Origin of the sequence: Fibrobacter sp. HC4 (genome assembly GCF_023373925.1) — a bacterium.
GTDB lineage: Bacteria > Fibrobacterota > Fibrobacteria > Fibrobacterales > Fibrobacteraceae > Fibrobacter.
In genome coordinates this window covers 122,930-141,531 of record NZ_JALCZV010000005.1, presented here as the reverse complement: position 1 = coordinate 141,531, position 18,602 = coordinate 122,930, and the positions used below count along the sequence as shown (strand labels likewise).

The 18,602-nt window shown below is 50.9% G+C and carries 7 protein-coding genes; 2 read left to right on the top strand and 5 right to left on the bottom strand.

Annotated elements, in window-relative coordinates; translation table 11 throughout:
• The first annotated feature begins 103 nt into the window (after window positions 1-103).
• Both nrdR and MMG03_RS04885 read left to right on the top strand, forming a co-directional pair.
• Window positions 104-547: a transcriptional regulator NrdR gene (nrdR, locus tag MMG03_RS04890; RefSeq protein ID WP_073157245.1), complete on the top strand. Its 444-nt coding sequence runs from the start codon at window positions 104-106 to the stop codon at window positions 545-547.
• Between the two features lie 32 nt (window positions 548-579).
• The gene (locus tag MMG03_RS04885) at window positions 580-1,533 is read left to right on the top strand and encodes a class I SAM-dependent rRNA methyltransferase (protein WP_249505767.1); all 954 of its coding nucleotides are present in this window, start codon (window positions 580-582) and stop codon (window positions 1,531-1,533) included.
• Here the strand turns inward: MMG03_RS04885 and MMG03_RS04880 are convergent.
• The 5 genes from MMG03_RS04880 to MMG03_RS04860 form a co-directional block, all read right to left on the bottom strand.
• Window positions 1,530-3,056 (bottom strand): sigma-54 dependent transcriptional regulator, encoded by a 1,527-nt coding sequence (locus MMG03_RS04880; protein ID WP_073157238.1) that lies wholly within the window; start codon window positions 3,054-3,056, stop codon window positions 1,530-1,532. The genes MMG03_RS04885 and MMG03_RS04880 overlap by 4 nt on opposite strands.
• A gap of 24 nt (window positions 3,057-3,080) precedes the next feature.
• The gene (locus tag MMG03_RS04875; protein ID WP_073157234.1) at window positions 3,081-3,455 is read right to left on the bottom strand and encodes a response regulator transcription factor; all 375 of its coding nucleotides are present in this window, start codon (window positions 3,453-3,455) and stop codon (window positions 3,081-3,083) included.
• Window position 3,456: 1 nt separating this feature from the next.
• Window positions 3,457-5,742 (bottom strand): PAS domain-containing sensor histidine kinase, encoded by a 2,286-nt coding sequence (locus MMG03_RS04870; RefSeq protein ID WP_073235557.1) that lies wholly within the window; start codon window positions 5,740-5,742, stop codon window positions 3,457-3,459.
• A gap of 85 nt (window positions 5,743-5,827) precedes the next feature.
• Window positions 5,828-11,731, bottom strand: coding sequence for a glycoside hydrolase family 9 protein (locus MMG03_RS04865; RefSeq protein WP_249505766.1), 5,904 nt, complete (start codon window positions 11,729-11,731; stop codon window positions 5,828-5,830).
• Window positions 11,732-11,825: 94 nt separating this feature from the next.
• Window positions 11,826-18,488, bottom strand: coding sequence for a glycoside hydrolase family 9 protein (locus MMG03_RS04860; protein WP_249505765.1), 6,663 nt, complete (start codon window positions 18,486-18,488; stop codon window positions 11,826-11,828).
• Window positions 18,489-18,602: the final 114 nt, after the last annotated feature.

The window sequence follows — 18,602 nt, the reverse complement described above, 5'->3', positions numbered from 1 at the left end:
GCTGCGCAAGGCTTTGGGGTAAAGCAAGTGTGAAATCTCTGTTTTATCTTCGGAACCTCACTCCTCTAGGGCCATAGGCCCGACCTCATACCTCAATACCAATATGATTTGCCCGTTTTGCAAAAAAGATAACGACAAGGTCGTTGATAGCCGCGCTATCGGTTCCTACATCAGGCGCCGTCGCGAGTGCGTGGAATGCGGTCGCCGCTTCTCCACTCGTGAGTACGTGGAACTTCAGCCCTTGACTGTTATCAAACGCAACGGGGAACATGAACCGTTCCAGCGCGAAAAACTTCTTCGCGGAGTCATCAACTCCTGCAAGAAACGTCCTGTCTCCGTTTCTGATATGGAACAGCTGGCGATCAACGTTGAAAACGCCTTGACCGTTACCGAAAATTTCGAAGTGACTTACGATCAGATCGGTAACCTGGTCATGCAGGAACTGAAGAAACTGGATGCGGTTGCCTATGTGCGATTTGCGTCCATCTATCGCGAATTCAAGGAAGTTGACGAATTCGTCAATCAGATCAAAACTATGGATAAGTAAGGAGACCCTGTGGGCTCCTTTTTATTTGTTCTATGGCCGACTTCAAGAATCTTTTGCTGCAAGCCCACGAAAAACGTTCGCCTCTCTTTGATGTGACGGATGCCTATCGTGTTGTCAATGGGGTAGCAGATGGCTTTCCCGGCTTGACTCTGGATAAGTTTGGCGACCGTTTTCAGATTCAGTTTTTTGGACCTGAACTGTTGAGTCAGAAAAAGGCCGTTGCCACGGCCATAGCAGACGTTTTTGATCCCGTATGCCTTGTGGTTAAGGAACGCCTTTCTCGGGCTGGAAAGTCCCTTGAAAACGCCCCTATGGAGGTCCTAGTTGGTTCTCCTGCTGATTCCGTGGGAATTGTTCACGAAGGACCTGCCCAATTCAACATCGACCTGCTGGATACGGTGAATCCGGGACTCTTCCTGGATATGCGTTCTGTGCGCTTGGAAATAGGTAAACGCTGTGCTGGCAGGCGTTTTTTGAACCTGTTCAGCTATACCTGTTCTTTCTCTGTTCATGCACGCCTCGGCGGTGCTGAAATCGCTACCAATGCCGACATTAGCGGAAAGATTCTGGACAAGGGCCGCGAGAACTTTAAGCTGAATGGACTGGATTTGCGCCCGGGAGAATTCTTCCGTGGTAACGCCATCGAGTACGTTCACTGGGCTCAGAAGAAAGGCCTCAAGTTCGACGGCATCGTTCTGGATCCGCCCAGCTTTGCCCGATTCAAGGGTGCGAACTTTAACGTCAGGGAACACTTGATGCCGCTGGTTGCAGACTGTGCGACCATCCTGAACAAGGGTGGCTTTTTCATGGTCAGTTCCAACTACAGCGAATTCAATTTGAACGCCTTTGCCCGCGATGTCCGGGATGCGGTGGCTTCTGTACATAGAAACGCACAGACCGCCTGGAAACGTTCCCAGGACATTGATTTTAATGGAAGTGGTAACACCAAGGATAGCTGCCTGGTGGCAACTCTCGTTGAAGTCTAATCTTCCCCGTTCATTTCAATCTTGAGGTCTTTAAGCTTGCGCCATAGGGTGGCGCGGCTGATGCCTAGTTTGCTGCAGACCAGGGTCTTGTTGTTCTTGCAGACGCTGAGGGCACGAAGGATATATCGACGTTCCATTTCCTCGAGGGTAATCAGGTCGTCGTTTTCTTCGACGGGTGCTGCTGCGGGGGCGGCGACAGTCGGCGTTGCGGGGCTGCTTTCGTGGGCGATGGCAATGGGGCTAATCGGGGCGTTGAAAACCACCGTTCCGTAATCGATAGATTCCGTGGCGGCATTCTGCTCAGCAGATTCTTCAGTCTCGCTGTCTGCTTCCCGCTTGATATGGGGAATAGCAACGGTAGCCTCTCGGGAAACGTTCTGGACGTTTTCGGGGAGGTCTTCGAAACGGATGATGCCCCCCTCGGATAGCACGATGGCGTGTTCCAGAATATTTTCCAGTTCACGGATGTTGCCGGGGTAGGGGTATTTGGTCAGGGCATACAAGGCCGCCGGTTCCACATCTACAATATCCTTGCCCTGACTTTCCTTGTTCTTTAGAATAAAGTATTTAATCAGGTTGGGAAGCGCAGCCTTTCGTTCGCGAAGGGGCGGCAATTGCAGATGGAACGTGTTCAGTCGGTAGTACAGGTCTTCGCGGAAATTTCCGCTGACCATGCGGTCTTGCAGGTTCCTGTTGGTGGCGGCGATAATGCGAACGTCCAGGTAGCGGGCTTCGGTTTCGCCTACCCTGCGAATTTCATGACTCTGCAAGAATCGCAGCAACTTGACTTGGGTCGCAGGAGAAAGTTCGCCCACTTCATCAAGGAAGAGCGTGCCTCCGTTGGCGGATTCGAACAAGCCCTTCTTGTCGGTGGTAGAGCCGGTGTAGGCTCCCTTCTTGCTACCGAACAATTCACTTTCCACAAGGTTCTCGGGAATGGCTCCGCAGTTTACGGCTACGAAGGGCTCGTTGGCTCGCTTGCTGTAGCGGTGTACCACGTTGGCCAGGAATTCCTTGCCGGAACCGGATTCGCCGGTGATGAGGACTGTGCTGTTGGTAGGGGCGATCTTGTAGACCGTCTTCAGAATCTTTCGCATTTCGGGAGTGTTGCCCAAAAGGCTGTCCAGCACCTGAGATTCCATGAGCTGGTTGTTGGACTTGTTCTGAAGCTGAGCCTGGATTTTCTGTGCGGTGCTTTCCAGTAGCGAAAGCGTTACGGGTTTCTTTAAGAAACTGTTGGCTCCGCGGGTGATGGCGCTGGCTGCTCCCTGCCAGTTGCGGTCATCGCACAGTACAAAAATTTCAATTCCCGGGTGGCGTTCCTTGAGGTAGCTCACCATATCCATATTGTCTTGCATCAAGAAAGGAACCTCGATAAACGCAAGGTCTATCGAACCTTCTTTTGCAATAGGCATGAGTTCGCTCTCGGTACTGCAAGTACGCAGGTTGGTGCCTGCTACAGACCAGGAACGCTGGATGTCGCTGATAAATTTCTGATCAAAGTCAGCGATCAGGATGTTCATGGACTACTGAACCTAAACAACCGATTAGGCGTGAGCCTTGATGATTTCTTCTACCTTGGCGCGGAGAGCCTGCAGGTCCACCGGCTTGTTGAAGGTAGCGGCAACATCGAAGTGCTGTGCGGTAATCAGATAGTCGTCGGCTGCAGTTCTGCCACCACCGCTAACGGCGATGGTACGGTCGCTCATGTTCAGGCGACGGAGGTCCAGGATGACTTCGTAACCGTCAACATCCGGCATGATGATGTCGGTGATGATCACGTCATAAGTCTTGTTCTGGTAAAGGGCCTTGGCGTCCTTACCGTTAGAGGCTGTTTCGACGGAATAGCCCTTGATTTCAAGAGCGGATTTCAACATCAGGTTGAACTGTTCGTCGTCGTCGATAACCAAAATAGTGGACATATTAGTCCTCCTTCTTCGTTTCAGTTTCACTTTCTATATACAAAGGCCAATATAGATTAAAAGTTGTGCCCTTACCTAAGGTTGTATGCACAGTGAAGTACGCATTTCCCTCTTTTAGCAGTCTTAGGGCCGAAGAAAGGCCCAATCCCAGGCCTTCGCCCGGTGCCTTGGTGGTAAAGAAGGGGGCGAATATGCGTTCCAGGGTTCCCGAATCCATGCCGCTGCCGGTATCCGAAATGTCCATCTGGGCGTATTGTCCTGCCGGTACGGGGGGCGCATAGGGGGTAATCAGTTCCTTTTCCAGAATTGCCTGGTGGAGGGTGAATGTCAGGGTGCCTCCGGTCTTCTTCATGGCGAAAATAGCGTTGTTGGCCATGTTGCTTATGATGCGGTCCAAAGAGGCGACGATGCCCTTGATTTTTAGGCTGTGGTCCAGTTCTCGGCTGTTCAGCGTAATGTTGGGCGGAAGAGTCAGCGAAACCTTCTTAACCACATCTTCGATAATCATGTAGGGAGAGAACACCATGGCCGGCGTTGCAGCGCTGGCGTTTCCGCGGATGGCGTTCAACAGTTCTTCTAGGGATGTCTTGCCTCGCTGGGCGGCCTTCAGGGCTTCGGCGATGAACATGCTGGCTTGGTGTCCTTCGGGAAGCATTTCCTGGGCAAGTTGGCAGAACCCAATCTGGGAACCGAGAATGTTGTTGTAGTCATGGGCGAATGCACCGCACATAGTACCCAATTCTTCGAGGCGGGAATGGATGAACTTCTGTTCGCGGAGCATGTTTCGTTCCTGTTCCAGTCTGCGCTGTTCCGTCATGTCCACCTTGATACACAAGGTCTTGTAGGGGGCCTTGCCCTGGATAATAGGAATGTACATGTTGTCGAAGAATCCGTAGGATTCCCCATTCTTGGCCAGCGCGTTGGCTTCGTCCTGGGTAATCTCCTTGCCGTCCTTATCTTCGATGGAGGGGTGTACGCGGACTTCGCCCAGTTCTCTTGCATCCCGTTCAAAACTGGTAATGTCCTGAGCGTCATCGCTGGCGCCTTCGCGGGCACCGTTCTTTTCTAGATCCAGCTGATTCTGTTTCTGGTAGACACCCAGTTCGTTCTTGTACCACACTCTAAAGGGGAGCGCGTTAATCAAGGTGTTCAGGACGTTTTCCTTTTCGGCCTTGATGCTGGCTTCTCTATTTAGACGGTCCTGGTAACGGACGAGGTCGTGAGTGTATTCCACATACTGGTCGTTCAACGTCTTCAAATTTTGCTGTAGGAGCAAGGTCTTTGACTGGTCTACAAAAAAGGCAATGTTCAGCACGGTGGTCAAGGTCTGACTGTTCTTGAAGAAATGAATCTTGAAAGAGTGCGTCTCGCCGTTGATGGTAATGCGAATGTCGTTGTAGACCGTTTCCTTGAAGAATTCCAGACTGGGCGGGAAGATACTCTTGATGGAACGACCTTTCATGTTGGTCGTGGAAATTCCTAACAACTTAGCGGCGCCCTGGTTGGCATGCTCGATTTGTCCGTTGTCATCGAAATAGATGATGCCTTCTTCCATCTTGCTGATCAGCTTGTTAACTAACCAGTAGGAACTTTTATTTTTATAAGATACCGAGGTGTAGTATTGACCGCAAAGAAGAGTGAGGAATACCGCCATGAACTGGTTCCAGATCATGAGCTGCGTTGTGCCCGGTATGAATTTTTCGGGGCCGGTATAGACTCCCTTCAGCAAGGGAATGATGATGTCGAAACAGAAGGCCAGAGCCGCAATGATAGCGAAGGACACACCCATGTAAGAACTGGTCTTGGCCGCCACGACGTTGATGGAGCTGAGTCCGTTTCGTCCCAGTTGATAAATGACGGCTATGTAGCTGGGCAACAGGAAGACCATGTATATAAGAACGAATGCAATGAAAATTGGACGTTCCTTAAACGGCTGGATTTCCCAAAAAGTCAAACTGGTCAAAGCTTCGGGAGCAATCGCTAGCAATAGAGTTAATGCTAGGATGATAATAGTTCCGATGGTGTTGGATAGGGTGCGGAATTTTTCGTGCTTCTTGAACGATACCTGTTCTCCAATATGGTAGCATTCATTACCGACTCTAATCCAGGCGAGAGCCTGGATCCCGAATACAATCTGGCGCCCGATATGAGCCGATGAACCGGGTTCCATGATTCCGCTAAAAAAGAGAATGCCGATGATACTACACAGGTTCCAGACGATGTTAATCAAGATCAGACGACGGAGCGGCTTCGGTATCAGCTGAACCGTCATCTTGTTTCCGAGCATTGTCGGAAAATAGCAGGATAGCACAAGTGCTATTGCCGATAGAATTAACAAGTATGGGGAATCTGAGTAGATAATCTCGGACATTTTATTTTGCTCGTTTTACACCAAACTTTTCGGTTTTGTCGTAGGAATCCTTGTAATTGAATCTGCTGATTGTCTTACTATCCTTAGACAGGTTCGGAGTGAAAATGTAGTCTATCTGAGCCTTGAATATGTAGGCACCTGTTCCCACAGAGCGTCCATTTTCAGACTGAAGACCTGTTACTGCCATATTGGGCCATTCCAGGTAGAGTTTTATCTTGCCGGCAGTTGACAGATGCTTGTCGGAAGTCAAGACGTACCGAACCAGGGAACGGTTAACATAGCTGCCCAGGTTGGAGTAGATAGGCATGTTAAGTTTGAATGTGAGTGCGTCCCATGCTGCAGATTCCGAAGTGGAGGCTCCACGGGGGACTTCCATCTCGATTTCCCAGATGGCTCCACGGAGAAGATCGGGACTGATTCCTGTTTGAACGATTTGACCGTTCTCTATAAGGTCTAATTTTTTTGTATTTACGTCAAGTGCATAGAATCTTATACCGGACTTTCCGGGAAGGCTCAAGTCGGTAGCAAGGGGTCTTGTCACCTGTTCGCGGAGGTGAATGTCAAACTTGATGGTCGGATTACCAGAACCAGAAATAGGAATCCAGGGGTTGTTCAGCGAGGGGGTGTTTCCGTTCTGGTCCACCAGGGCGCTGAATTCCTTGGGCTGCATACGGAGCAGACTTCCGTCGTTAATGGTAATCTTGTCATTCTGCAGGTAGATTCCCTGTATATGAGAATTTCCGCCGAGTAGCGCGCAAGACTGAATCGTGTTTTGATAGATTGCCGAATCCGCGTCGCCATTTTTCTGGCGGTAGAAAATTTGATTTATGTCGTGGATATTTACCGGTTCACTAATTTCGATGTCCAGCAGGTCAAACTTGTCTGTCCTTGTGAGGTGTGCGGACACGAACACAGGACCGACAGAATCCTTTGCGAGAATTTCGTTTGATTCGTAGGATGCGTCTGAACCGAGGTGCTGTGCAACCTTACCTGCATTGTTCATCCCGATGGTTCCTCCATCATAAGGACCGCTTGTGTTACCGTAGCTGAAGGGAATAGGGAGATTCAGGCTTGCGTAGAGACTGTCCGGAGTGAAGGTCAGGGAGGTGCCCGCAACCCACAGAGTTTCCGGCTTTGCCTTGCCGAAGATAATGGATATCTGGTCAGGAATGTGTTTTCTGTCCATGGTTCGGGAGTATTGCAGGTCGATATGTTCTGCAGAGCCGTCTTCGTCTGCGTCGGAAATCACTGCATACTGCAGCGGGATTGGCAGTAGCTTCAGAGTTATGGGGAGGATGGGCTGTCCGCAGACTTCAGATACCTTGTTGCCGCTCTTGTCGGTAATGGAACTGGTGGTCAACAGCTGGCCGAACATGCCTTCTGTTACGGCGGAACTGCCATCAGCGTTGAAGGCAATTTCGAATTCCCAAACGTTCAAGGAGTCGTTGTAAAGCTGAGAGAACAAGACGGTGGGGGCCTCTGCCTTAGTCGACTTATCCGTTGCGAAAAGCTGGATGGGCCAGATTTCGCCGGGGGCCGAAATCGGTTCGCTGAACTTCATGTACACCTTATCTGTTTTCGCGGTGTCCATACGTTCCAGAACGGAGATTGACAGCAAAGTGGGTGCGATACCGTCTAGGTATTGAGCTTCCTCGTTCTTGATTTCTCCCTTATAGTTAGAGAGGAGGGCTATGTATCCGGAGGGATTCGTGTTCGTTGTGGTGTCGCTGATATTGAGAGCGAGGACAATGTCCTTTCCGGATTGGCTGACGATATTGGTTGTTATAAGGGTATCGGACTTATAAAGGTATCTGACCTCGATGAAGGAGGCACTGTCGTCGTAAGCCTTTGACAGGGTGATGTTCAATGCGTCTGGCTTGTTGTCGCAATCGGTGTCTACCATCTTGGCCACTTCGATAATGGGCCAGGGCGGCAGATCCTGAATGAATAGTTCCGCAGAGGCTGGCTGGTACTCAATCTTGGAGCCGCCACTGCTGCGGGCATACATTATGGTCGTGTCTGCAATGCTGGAGGCGACATAGAATGTGGCTTCTCCATTAATCAGGGTGATGCTGGTAATAGAGATTGTGGCATCATAGGTGGCATAGAACTGAACCGTATTGTTGTCTGTAGTCAGTTCCAGCGTAATGCTAACCGTATCCATAAGGGCCATTGTACTGTCTAGCAGGGATACGTGAACTTCGGCCTTGTGGGCTCCATTTTCGCCCTTGTAGGTAACATACTGCTTCTTGTCAAAAACAAGATAGCGCTGTTCCGGCGGGGTTGTAATGGTGTCGACTTCTACGTTGGTCCTATAGATGGCGCAGGCGCAGTCATACTGATTCTGGGAACTCTTATTGGCGCCATGGTTGTGCCAGCTGACCCATTCTACGTAGTTGTTACCGTAACCTAGAATGGAATCCTTCTTGAAGATGAAGGAGTCGGTACGCGGAGAGGCGTCGTATACGAAGTCCTGGGAGACTCCATTCATCTCCAGGTCATCCAGGAAGCCTGTGGGGCTTACAGTGCTGGATCCCACATAGGAGATTGAGGAGTCAACTGTTTCAACAGAATAATGGGGGCTGATAAAGGGCGAGGTGAAATTCAGGGCTACGGTGCGGTTGACCTGGGGACCATTTTCCGGAGTGTAGTCGGGGCCATAGCCGTAGATATGCTTGCCGTGATAGTAAACAACGATGTAGGGGTCTTCCACGTAGGAAATAACCTTGTTGCCGTTGGCATCGGTTTCCACCGCTTCAGTTTCCTGGGCGGTGAAGTAGGGAGCCTGTGTAAGGTCTACGCCTGCGAAATAGGCCGGGTCGCTGCTTGCTGTATGGGGAATGAGGGACCAGCCGCCATCAAAGTCCTTGAAGGTGGCTCCGCCATCCATAAACTTGACCTGGAAAATCATCTGGCCCGAAACGCTCAAGGTATCCTTGATGGTAATGGGCAGGTAGTACTCGCCATTTGTAGGAGTGGGGTTTCCGAAAGAAATCTCCTTGATCGATTTCATGGTTCCATTGCCATTCCAGTTCTGGGTAAGGGGAGTCCAGGTGATTACCTGGAAGTTTGACGATTTACCCAGATAGAGTCTGACTTCAAAATCATGGAAGCTGATGGAATCGTTGTTGGATATAGAAATGAAGAATTCATGGCAGTCTTGCCAGTTGGTGCATTCTGCCTGGTAGGAACTGGGCTTGATATATATTTCCAGGTCGGCGTAGGTGGCGTAGGAATCCGTTGTGAAACTATAACCTGTGCCGCCGTTGTTATCGGTGGTGATGCCTGAAGAAACGGTAAAGTAGTATGTCGTGCCCGGCTGTAAATCGGTAAGTTTTGCTTCGTGGAACAGAACAGCTCCGCCTTCTGCATTTTGAGCTTCGTTCAGGGCGCTCATGGAGGTGCCGTAATTGACAACGCCATTCATGCGGTCAGAAGACCACCAGTAAATCTTTGCGCTCCTATTGTCGACCTGGCAGATGGTTACGCCGCTGATCGTTGTGGCGGCCTTGGTCATGGTAAACTGGTACCACTGTCCATGATTGTCATCGGTGGTCATATTGCGTTTGGTGTCCATACCTTCCAGGAAGAAGTAGTAGGTTTCACCCAAGGTCAGACCTTCCAAGGTAATGGCGCCGCCCTTGGTTGCCTTTGATTGCTGCACGGACTTGGCGGTAGAAAGATCGGGGGAGGTGTTGTAGAATACGGTTACCAGGGCGACTTCGTTTGCGTCCCAGCTAATAATGGCTTCTGTGTCAGAAATCGGAGTGCCTGCAATGTTGCTGAACAGCGGACCTTCTGCATCGATGGGCAAGGTTTGTGCCAAACTCTGAGCCGGGAATAGAAGCTGTGCAGAGAAGTCAATGCAAGTTTCTGTAGAGGTGAATTTGCTCCAGTCTTCAATCAATGTCTTTGTGGGTTCACGTCCTCCCATGAGGGCGCCGATGGGGCACTTGTACTTGTAGGGCATTGCGCCTGCATTATATCCATCAGGGTTGGCGGCTCGGTTATGGGGGTGCTGCGGGTTCTTGTCGCCAGCGCCCAGTAGCAGAGAAATATCCCAGGGGTTTGCACCTAATGCATAATACATGTTGTCAAGAGAAACTCTCAGGTAGCGTTCATCCTGCATCAGTTCGTAAAGAAGGAACACAGCGACGGCCGAACCCATATTGTAACGGACAACACCCCAGTCAAAGCCTGGCCATACCAGGTTGTAGGGCGGTGTTACTTGAACCTTAGTCTCGCTTTCTCTGGGTTCTCCTGCGGATCCCGGATAGGTAACTGCGGTGGAATCTCCGCTAGTGTTTGTTTGGATCTGCTTGCGGAAAGCGGCCATGACTCGCTTTGTGAGTGCATCTCGTTCCGTTTCAGAAATGTTGTACTTGGCTGTAACTTGCGGATCGTTAAGAATCAATTTCTGGATCGAGAACAGGACATAGGCAAAAAGATTCTGATAGTCTGTTGCCCAGGAATTGTTGAATCCCGGACCTGTTCCCAGATAACCAGCTTCAAAGAAGGCTAGGTCATATACGGCATGGCTATTGACATTCAGTTCCTTGTTGTTGAACAAGTCATATTTATAGGTCGTGTCTCCGGTTGCGTACCAAAGAGAGGTGGCGGCCGCTGCCGCATCGTCTTCGCAGAGACCCATGCCGGAGTAGTAACCCTTACCATTAAACTGGATTGGATCGGTAGGATCGGTCTTGTAGAAAGTGGCCTTTCCTTTTCTAGCGCAGGCTTTTTCTGAAAATTCCCCTTCCTTTTCGCTTCCGTATTTTATGAATGTGGGCTTGACAATCTTGGAATAGATTGTCTTGGCTGCTTCCAGGAGGGAATCCGAATAATCGGGGTCGTAGACTTTATAGCCTGCGGCAACGTTGGCCAGGGCCGCTGCATAAACGCCGGCAACGTTCGTTCCGATGTCCTTGAGAACCAGTCGATCAGGACCACCTTTTGCCTGAGACTGTTTGTCCTGACGTTCGGGCAAATCCCAGAAGGCATGGTCAAAGTCACTCATGCCCACGGTATGATACATATCGCCTTTTTCAATGAGACCATCTTCCACAGAAGCGTTATAGAGCTTCATGATGTAATCGGTTCCGACTTTGGCCTCGTACAGAACGTCGGGAATGCCATCGGTAAACACCGTGTCGGCATAGGAGTTCCCGTAACGGTCTTCGGCCTTGTCCTGGTAGGTGAGGTAGACCATGGATAAAACGTATGAGGCATAGCCTACGGTTTCTGCAACCTTGAAATGGTCACCGCAATCGTGCCAGCCACCTGTCAAGTCATGGCCTACTCTGGAACCGTCCTGCAGATGGCATGCTCCATGGAAATGGGATTTCGTATTTCCGCAACGTTGAATGCCGAAGAACTTCAGAGAGTTTTCAAGAATGGCGTTGTATATAGACGGATGGATATGGAAGGTCGCTGAAGTATCATTTCCCACCACGACAAAGTATTCGCCAGGTGTGGTAGGGGATAACTTGGTGAAGTCTGCCCTATAGAGACTTTCTGTATTGGTTGTTTCCGTCGTATCGCCGAATTCATAAACGCTTTCAAGAGAATTAAAAGCTCCGTTAATCCAAATGTTTGGCTTGATGGCGTTAGAACGGATTAGGCTTAATGATCCGCTAAAGGATTCTGCCCCCGTCTTGGCGTCAACGACAGAGAACTTGGTGGCCTTTGGGTCGGCCACATAGGCGTATTTGTAATCCTGCGGTCTAAAACCACTTTGGTTCAGACGAATAGAACGTCGGCCGTAAACGTTGACTGAGTCCTGGTAGCGACGGTCATGGACCTTGTCGGTCCTGTCAAGGTTTGGAAGGTCGGCTGCAATTACACTGGATGCCGCCATGCCTAAAAACAATAAAATTCCAACTAGTTTCTTGAAACTTTTACTCATAAAAAAAACTCCTACCCGTTTCAAATAACACAAAAGAATGTGGTCTTTCTGGACCACATTCTCTCGCTATCATAAGTTTTATAACACCTGCATCTTACTGCTTGATTCGCCTAAACCCGAAGGTCTTGGTGAAGGTGTCAGAACCGCTGATGTCTTCTCTGGTGTCGCCAGCTTCCTTAACTTCCGGGAAGACCGTGCTAGAGGCATGGGTCTTGAACTTGGCGATGTAAGGACCAGTACCAATCTTCTTTCCGTCGGCACTCATGGGGTAATCTTCAGGAGCGCACCATTCCAGATAGAAGGTGATTGTGCTACCTGCAGAGATGAAATCCTTGAGGTACTTGGTGGAATCGGCATAATGGGTGTTAATGACATAGGCACCGATGTTTGTAAAGATGCTCAGGTCAAAGCCCAAACCGTATTCACGGGTGTTGCCGAAGGGCAGTGCGACTTCGATTTCGAATACAGGGCCTGCGCTCTTGTAGTTAGGAATCGGAGCGGAACCTACCTTGTTGAGTACGTTGTCGCCTGCAGCCAGGATGATGGTCTCGCCAGCCTTGTTCTTTGCGGTCAGACGGAAGTTTTCGCCCTTTGCAAAAGGTGTGCCGCCGTAGTAAACATCATAATTGTTTCTGGACTTGGTAACCGGTTCGGTAGAGACAATTGTGAACTTCACGTTGGATACAGATCCGGTGACGGGGACCCAGGGAGTTTCCTGTCCCGGGAAGTTTCCTGCCATATCTCTGAGAGTGCCGAGGCTTATGTCAGAAACCATGCGGAGGGAGTCGCCAATCCAGATGGCTGCTGCTTCCTTATGCATGTAACTCAGACGGATCGAGGAAGATCCAGAAGAAAGAATCATTGCGAGGGTCGGAGTATTCATGGGGCTGTAGAATACGCCTGCGGCACCTTCGCGGCTTCTTTCCACCACGCGGGGCTGATATACGGTGTCAATCGGTTCAGAGAAGGTCAGATTGACTTCATCCTGAGAACCTCTTTCCTCGTCACCGATGTCGAAGCCTCGCCACTGAGCAGAAAGGAGAATCGGGGCGCAGTTATCATGGAGGTCTGCAGTATTGTCGGAAATCTGGCTTTCAATGGGGCCGAGACGGGGACGCACGGTACCCTTGTATTCGTTGGTCTTGGGATCCTTGTTGGAACCGTAGGTCATATTCTTGTAGATGCCCTTCTCAACAGCCACACGGATGATGGAGTGGTAGAGAATAGAATCCTTGGTTCCCAGGGTGTCGATCTTCGGGACGAAAGTGGAATCCTGCTTGGTTTCGTAGGTAGAGCAGGTCTGCTTTGTCATTGTAGAAGTGGTATCGACCTTCAATACGGTACTGTCGGTGGGCGCGAGCGTAGAATCATCGGCAGGATAAGTGTAGTTCCAGGTAGTATCTGTTTCTACAACAATGATATCCTTGAATTCAACACAGGTCTTCTGAATGCTACCCTTGATCCAGGTACCGTTTGCGGAGTCCAGCTTTGTGTCGTAGATCGTAACGGTTCCTGCTTTGATTTCCTCCCTGGTCCAGCCGTTAACAGGCATAGTGAATGCCTGGTATACTGCCGGGTTACCCCAGTATACATCGATGGTGTCCGGGATGTCCTTGTCGCGGAGAGCCCTTACGAATTCCACGTAGATCTCATCGGGCTGTCCATCGCCAGTAACGTCAGTAATCTTTGCGTACTGAACGGGAACGGGGCGAACGGCTTCGATGATGGTCACGGGGGCGCAAGTTGCGAGCTTATTGCCAAACAGGTCTGTAATGTTGAAGGCCTGGGGAACTTCAGCCTGCTTACCTGCCTTGACTGCGAAGTTTTCGTTTCCTTCGATAACGTACTGCCAGCTCTTGCCGTTGTCATCCGTCTTTGCCGAGACAACCTTGATGGAACTCAAATCCACGGCAGTCTGGTTTTCGTATACGGAGAGAGGCCAGCTCTTGGTATCAACAATATTGACCGGTTCAGAGAATACCAGCTTCAGGGTATCCTGAGCATTCACATGATCTTCGTTTTCGAGGATAGAGACGCTGGTCAACTTGGGCTTTACGCGATCGGTGAGAGCGACTTCTGCAGAACTTGCAGTGCCCTTTTCTCGCATGTAGACAATCACCTTGCCGACGGGGTTAGCACCAACCAGGGAGTCTGCGACGGAGAATGATATTTCCTTGCCTGTAACCGTTGCTGTGGGAACTAGGGTGAATCTATCGCCTTCGGAGGAGCCTTCAGATTCCATAACCACAATCATACTATCCATGATGATGTCGGTGCCGTCAAAGGAGGCGTTGTCGAAGCTTACGGTCAATGTTGCACTTGTCAGGGCATCGCCAGTCAAAGTACAGACATTGTTCTGCACGACTGCTTCCTTCGGGGTCGGCTTGGTGGCTTCAGCGTAGAACCAGGCAGAATCGCGGTCATCTTCATCTTCTGCGTCGACGTATTTCACCATGATGGTGTCGCCGCCGTAGAACGGAATGTGGGGGAGGCCTCCTTCGCTAGCAGAGGCGTTGAGCATATCGCTGCTGAAGTAACCGAGATTTTCGTCAGTTCTCTTCAGGGTTACAATTGCGGAATCCTTTGTGCGGGAATTATGCACAGAAACGGTTACCGTTGAATTGTTGCGGTTGTCCTTGTCGCGGAGTTCGATATGGAACTTGTTGGAACCATCGATCGGAGCCGGACTAGAGACGGAATTTCCATCCTGGGCAATGAGCAACAGAGAACTCTGAGTGCGGTCACCCTTGCTGAACTGGATGTAGTAGGAACGGTTGATAAAGGCGCAACCACCGTTTTCTACGCAGTAGGAACATGACGGATCCGGGCCTGCAAATACGGTAATGTCAACCTTGTTGGTACCGATGGTCAGCTTGACCGGAATATCCAGGGCATAACGACCGGTAGAATTGTCGTAAATGGCTGCCTTGGCCAGCTGTTCGTTGGTCAGCGCGACACCGTTTACCCAGATGGAATTCACGTAACCGCTTTCGGTGATGAATGCCTGACCCTTGACATGCATGGTGCTGGTGGTAGAGTCAATCTGGATGTAGGAACCGTTAGATACGTTGAAGGGGGCGTCAAAACTCATCGTGATTTCGTAGTTGGCGCGCTTGTTAATCATTTCGTCGTAAGAGGGGCTAAAGCCAGAAATGAATTCGCCCTTGCGGTAAACTGCAATGTAGGGGTTCACAGGAGCCTGTTCAATATCGCCCTGGTCCTTTTCCCAGGAAGGAACACCTGCGTAGTCGGCGCCGTCAACTTCACGAGAGTGGGCCGTCCAGGTCCAGTCCTTGGTATTGGGGATGAGGAAGCGCTTCTTGCCAGGAGTACGCAGTGTTTCGCACATGTTGTTCTGATAGATACCAGAAGAGAAGCCTACGTCAACACGCATACGAGAAGAGGACTTGATGAGAGTTCCGCCCAGCGGGATAGGAATGTACCAGTCGTATTCTCCCGTTGCCGGGTTGTAGGTGTCTTCCAGCTTGACAGGAACGGCATGACGCAAGTAATAGCGGAGAGAGTCGTCAACGTTTTCGCCTGCGGCATTTACGCAAGGTCTGTTGAAGCCTGCTTCATCGTAAGCCTGGCAGATATCGGAGTCGATCAGCAGCGGGCAAGTACCCGGCTGGTTGTTCACGCCAGGAACAGCTTCGATTTCTTCGGGCTTTGCAGTCACGTAGAGGCGCAGTTCGATATTGTCGAATTGACGGTCTTCATTATTGATAAGGTTCAGGTTCAGGAAGTCCATTCCACCGAATTCATACTGATAGACGCTGACATCAAAGTTGTAGCGGGTAACGGGGGTGGTGAACTTGAGGGGCTGACCCTTGTCGTCGTTGCAGCGGATGGAACCGTTACTTTCGACGCAGTAATAATAGGTAGTCTGTTCTTCCAGGTCGCCGAACTTGACGTAATGGAAACTGGTGGGAATGCCGGAAACGTCAGCGTTGCCGACGATGTCGCAACTTTGGGCTGCTGCACCCGGGCACATCATCTGGTCGTAGGGTTTGACTTCGGTATCCCAGTATACCTTGGATTCGTACTGACCGTTAGGAGTGTACCACATGACTTCGGCGGTATCTGCAGTCAGGTTACAGATCTTGACGTTCTGGATATCGGCATCGCCCGGAGGGCTTACGAGCGTCGTGAAGGAGAAGGGGGTGCTGGTGCTGTCTACAAGCCACTTGGTGGTGTAGGCTTCACTACGTGCGTTAATGGAAATGACCTTGAAGTAGTAAGTGGTTCCGTTCTGGAGTTCAGTCAGGTTGAATTCGTGAGTGACACTGTTGATGGTGTCCTTGACCGGAGTATTGAAAGGACCAGTTTCGTTGGTGCTGTACAGAATCATTGCGGGGCCGCGGACATCCTGGCCAACCTTGATGATTGCGCTGTTATAGCCGACGTAACGAATTTCCACATTGATTTCGGAAGGTGCGCGGTTGCGATCTTCTTCCTTGATGGCGGCAGAGGCTGCGGCAAGGAACATTGCGGTTGCGTCGATACAGGTTTCAGACTTGTAGTAGTCTTCCCAGCTCAGGGTAGACGGATCCCATTCGTTGTCGCCTTCGGGAGGAACACCGCCGAACAAGGCGCCTACAGGGGGCTTATAGGTATAACCAGCACCCGGCATGTTCTTGCCTTCGGGGTTTGCTGCACGATGATGGGGGTGGTTGTCGCTCTTGTCGCCCACGCCGATCATAAAGGAAATATCCCAGGGGTTCACACCGAAGAGGTAGTTCAGCTGGTTGATACCGAGCTGTTTCATCTTTTCGGAATTCCAGTTCTGAACGCCCTTCTGGGGAAGTCTAACTCCTTCCAGGTCCTTGGTTACGTCTGCGTATGCGAACACGTCAAAGATGTTGCCTGCCTGGTAGCGGTTGTAAATCCAGGCCATCTGAGTCTGCATCTGGTACCAGAGGTCGCTTGCAGAAACGTTCTTGGTTCCATCGCTGGGGTTCGGAATAGGTATAGAGGTGGAGCCTGTGCCGGAACGGGCTGCTACGTTGTTAGCCAACATGAAGGCGACGTTTTCTGCATACCAGAGACGTTCGTCGTGAGTGATTCCGTAATGGGTAGAAATACTGTCGTTCTTGAGGAGGAGCTTGTAGAAACCGTACAGGGCGTAGGTCTGAACGTTTGCCCAGTCGGTGTTACTGCTCTTACGCATACCGTCACGCTTGGCTGCCATCCAGCCACCGCGGAAGAAGCCTACGCCAGGTTCCTGATCGGTACCGATGGTCTTGTCTTCTACGGCATCGTTAAGGTACTTCATACCGGAATCGGGGTAGGTTCCATAATGCAGGGCTACTGCTGCGATACTGATATCGTCGATGTAGGAGTTGCTTCCGCTATAGGCGGGAGTGCCCCATTCGCCCTTTTCCTTGTTGTTGTTGAACTTCAAACCATTGCCGTAGGTCGGCTGGTCCAGAGCGAGAGCTCTTGCGAATTCATAGATAGCCACGGCTGCCATCTTACAGGAGTCGGCGAAAGCCTTGTCGTAGAAGGCGTATTCCTTACCGAGAATAGCGAGACCTGCTGCAATTTCACTAGAAACGTTGGCGCCCAGTTCACCCAGGCGGACGTCACGTTCATGAGGACCACCTCTACCCTTCAAGGTTGCGGGAAGGGCGTCCTGGTTTTCCGGTCTGCCCCACCAGCCGTGGTCAGCGCCGAAGTTACCCACAGAAACAGGCATATTGTCTACAATGCCGCCAGCTACGCGGTAAGCTCTCAGGAAGTAGTCTGCACCATGCTTGGCTTCGCGGAGAATGTCGGGAATACCGTCGGTGTTGACTGTTTCGGCGTGGTTGTAGGCGTAGTTGTCATCGTCGCGATCCGGGTTGCCGGCGGCGGTAATGGCAAGAACCATGAATGCATAAGCCTGGGTGTAAGATTCCTTAAGATGGTCACCGCAGTCGTACCAGCCACCTTGGAGGTCGCCTTCCTTGGGGGAGATGGGGGTTGCTGCTGCACCAGCGGTAATGTTGTTGACCACGGGGCCACCACCATCCTTGGTATGGCTGGGCTTGTGGAACCAGGATTCAGAGTTACCGCTTCGGTTGACGCCGTAGAACTTCAGCAAGGCGTCGCGAACCATGGAGTAAACGCGGGGGCTGATGATGAATGTTGATGAGTACTGCTTGAGGACCTTCACGCGGTAGCGGGTGTCCTGGGCGAGGCCACCGGCAAGCTGGGTCAGGTTACCGATACAGACCTTGCCTTCGGGAGCGTCGGCAGAGGATGTATAGCGGCCCTGGTTGGCTGTTGCGGCGTCGGTACCAGCCTTAATGTTCCAGGAAGAGGTCGTTGTCAGACCAGACGACATGAAGGTACCACCCTTGGCCACTTCGTTACCATCCAGGTCTACGACGGAATAGGTTTCGGTACAGTTTCCGTCAGAAACGTAGTAGAACTGCATTTCCGGATCGTCGGGCAGGTAGCCTGCCTGGTTAATACGGATACGACCGATGCGGAGGTTTTGCGCGTCGCGGAATGCCTGGTTCAGGGAGTCAGGAATCAGTCCGTTGGGAACGAAGTCCTGAGGCATGGAACCGACTGCGGGCACAGTATTGTGCTTCTTTGCGTTGGGCACGTACTTACTAAAACTCTGTACGGTACCGCCTTCATCAGTAGCGGCGGTATCCCACGTCATCGGCCAAATAGGTCGAATCAGATCGTACGGGGTCGGTTGCTCCTGTTCTACAGCGAACAACGCTGTCGCTAGCAACAATACGGGTACAACAAAAAACGGCATAAAGCCTCCTTTAGAAAAAATCCCATCAACACGGGAACAAGATAGCCTTTTTTTCGTGACTTGTTTCACCGAAAAAAAATTACAAAGACTAAAAGGTGAAAAAACGTGTTTTTT

Excerpts from the sequence above, each read along its gene's own strand:
- nrdR (WP_073157245.1), top strand. The coding sequence starts at position 104 with ATGATTTGCCCGTTTTGCAAAAAAGATAACGACAAGGTCGTTGATAGC.
- MMG03_RS04885 (WP_249505767.1), top strand. The coding sequence starts at position 580 with ATGGCCGACTTCAAGAATCTTTTGCTGCAAGCCCACGAAAAACGTTCG.
- MMG03_RS04880 (WP_073157238.1), bottom strand. The coding sequence starts at position 3,056 with ATGAACATCCTGATCGCTGACTTTGATCAGAAATTTATCAGCGACATC.
- MMG03_RS04875 (WP_073157234.1), bottom strand. The coding sequence starts at position 3,455 with ATGTCCACTATTTTGGTTATCGACGACGACGAACAGTTCAACCTGATG.
- MMG03_RS04870 (WP_073235557.1), bottom strand. The coding sequence starts at position 5,742 with ATGCTCGGAAACAAGATGACGGTTCAGCTGATACCGAAGCCGCTCCGT.
- MMG03_RS04865 (WP_249505766.1), bottom strand. The coding sequence starts at position 11,731 with ATGAGTAAAAGTTTCAAGAAACTAGTTGGAATTTTATTGTTTTTAGGC.
- MMG03_RS04860 (WP_249505765.1), bottom strand. The coding sequence starts at position 18,488 with ATGCCGTTTTTTGTTGTACCCGTATTGTTGCTAGCGACAGCGTTGTTC.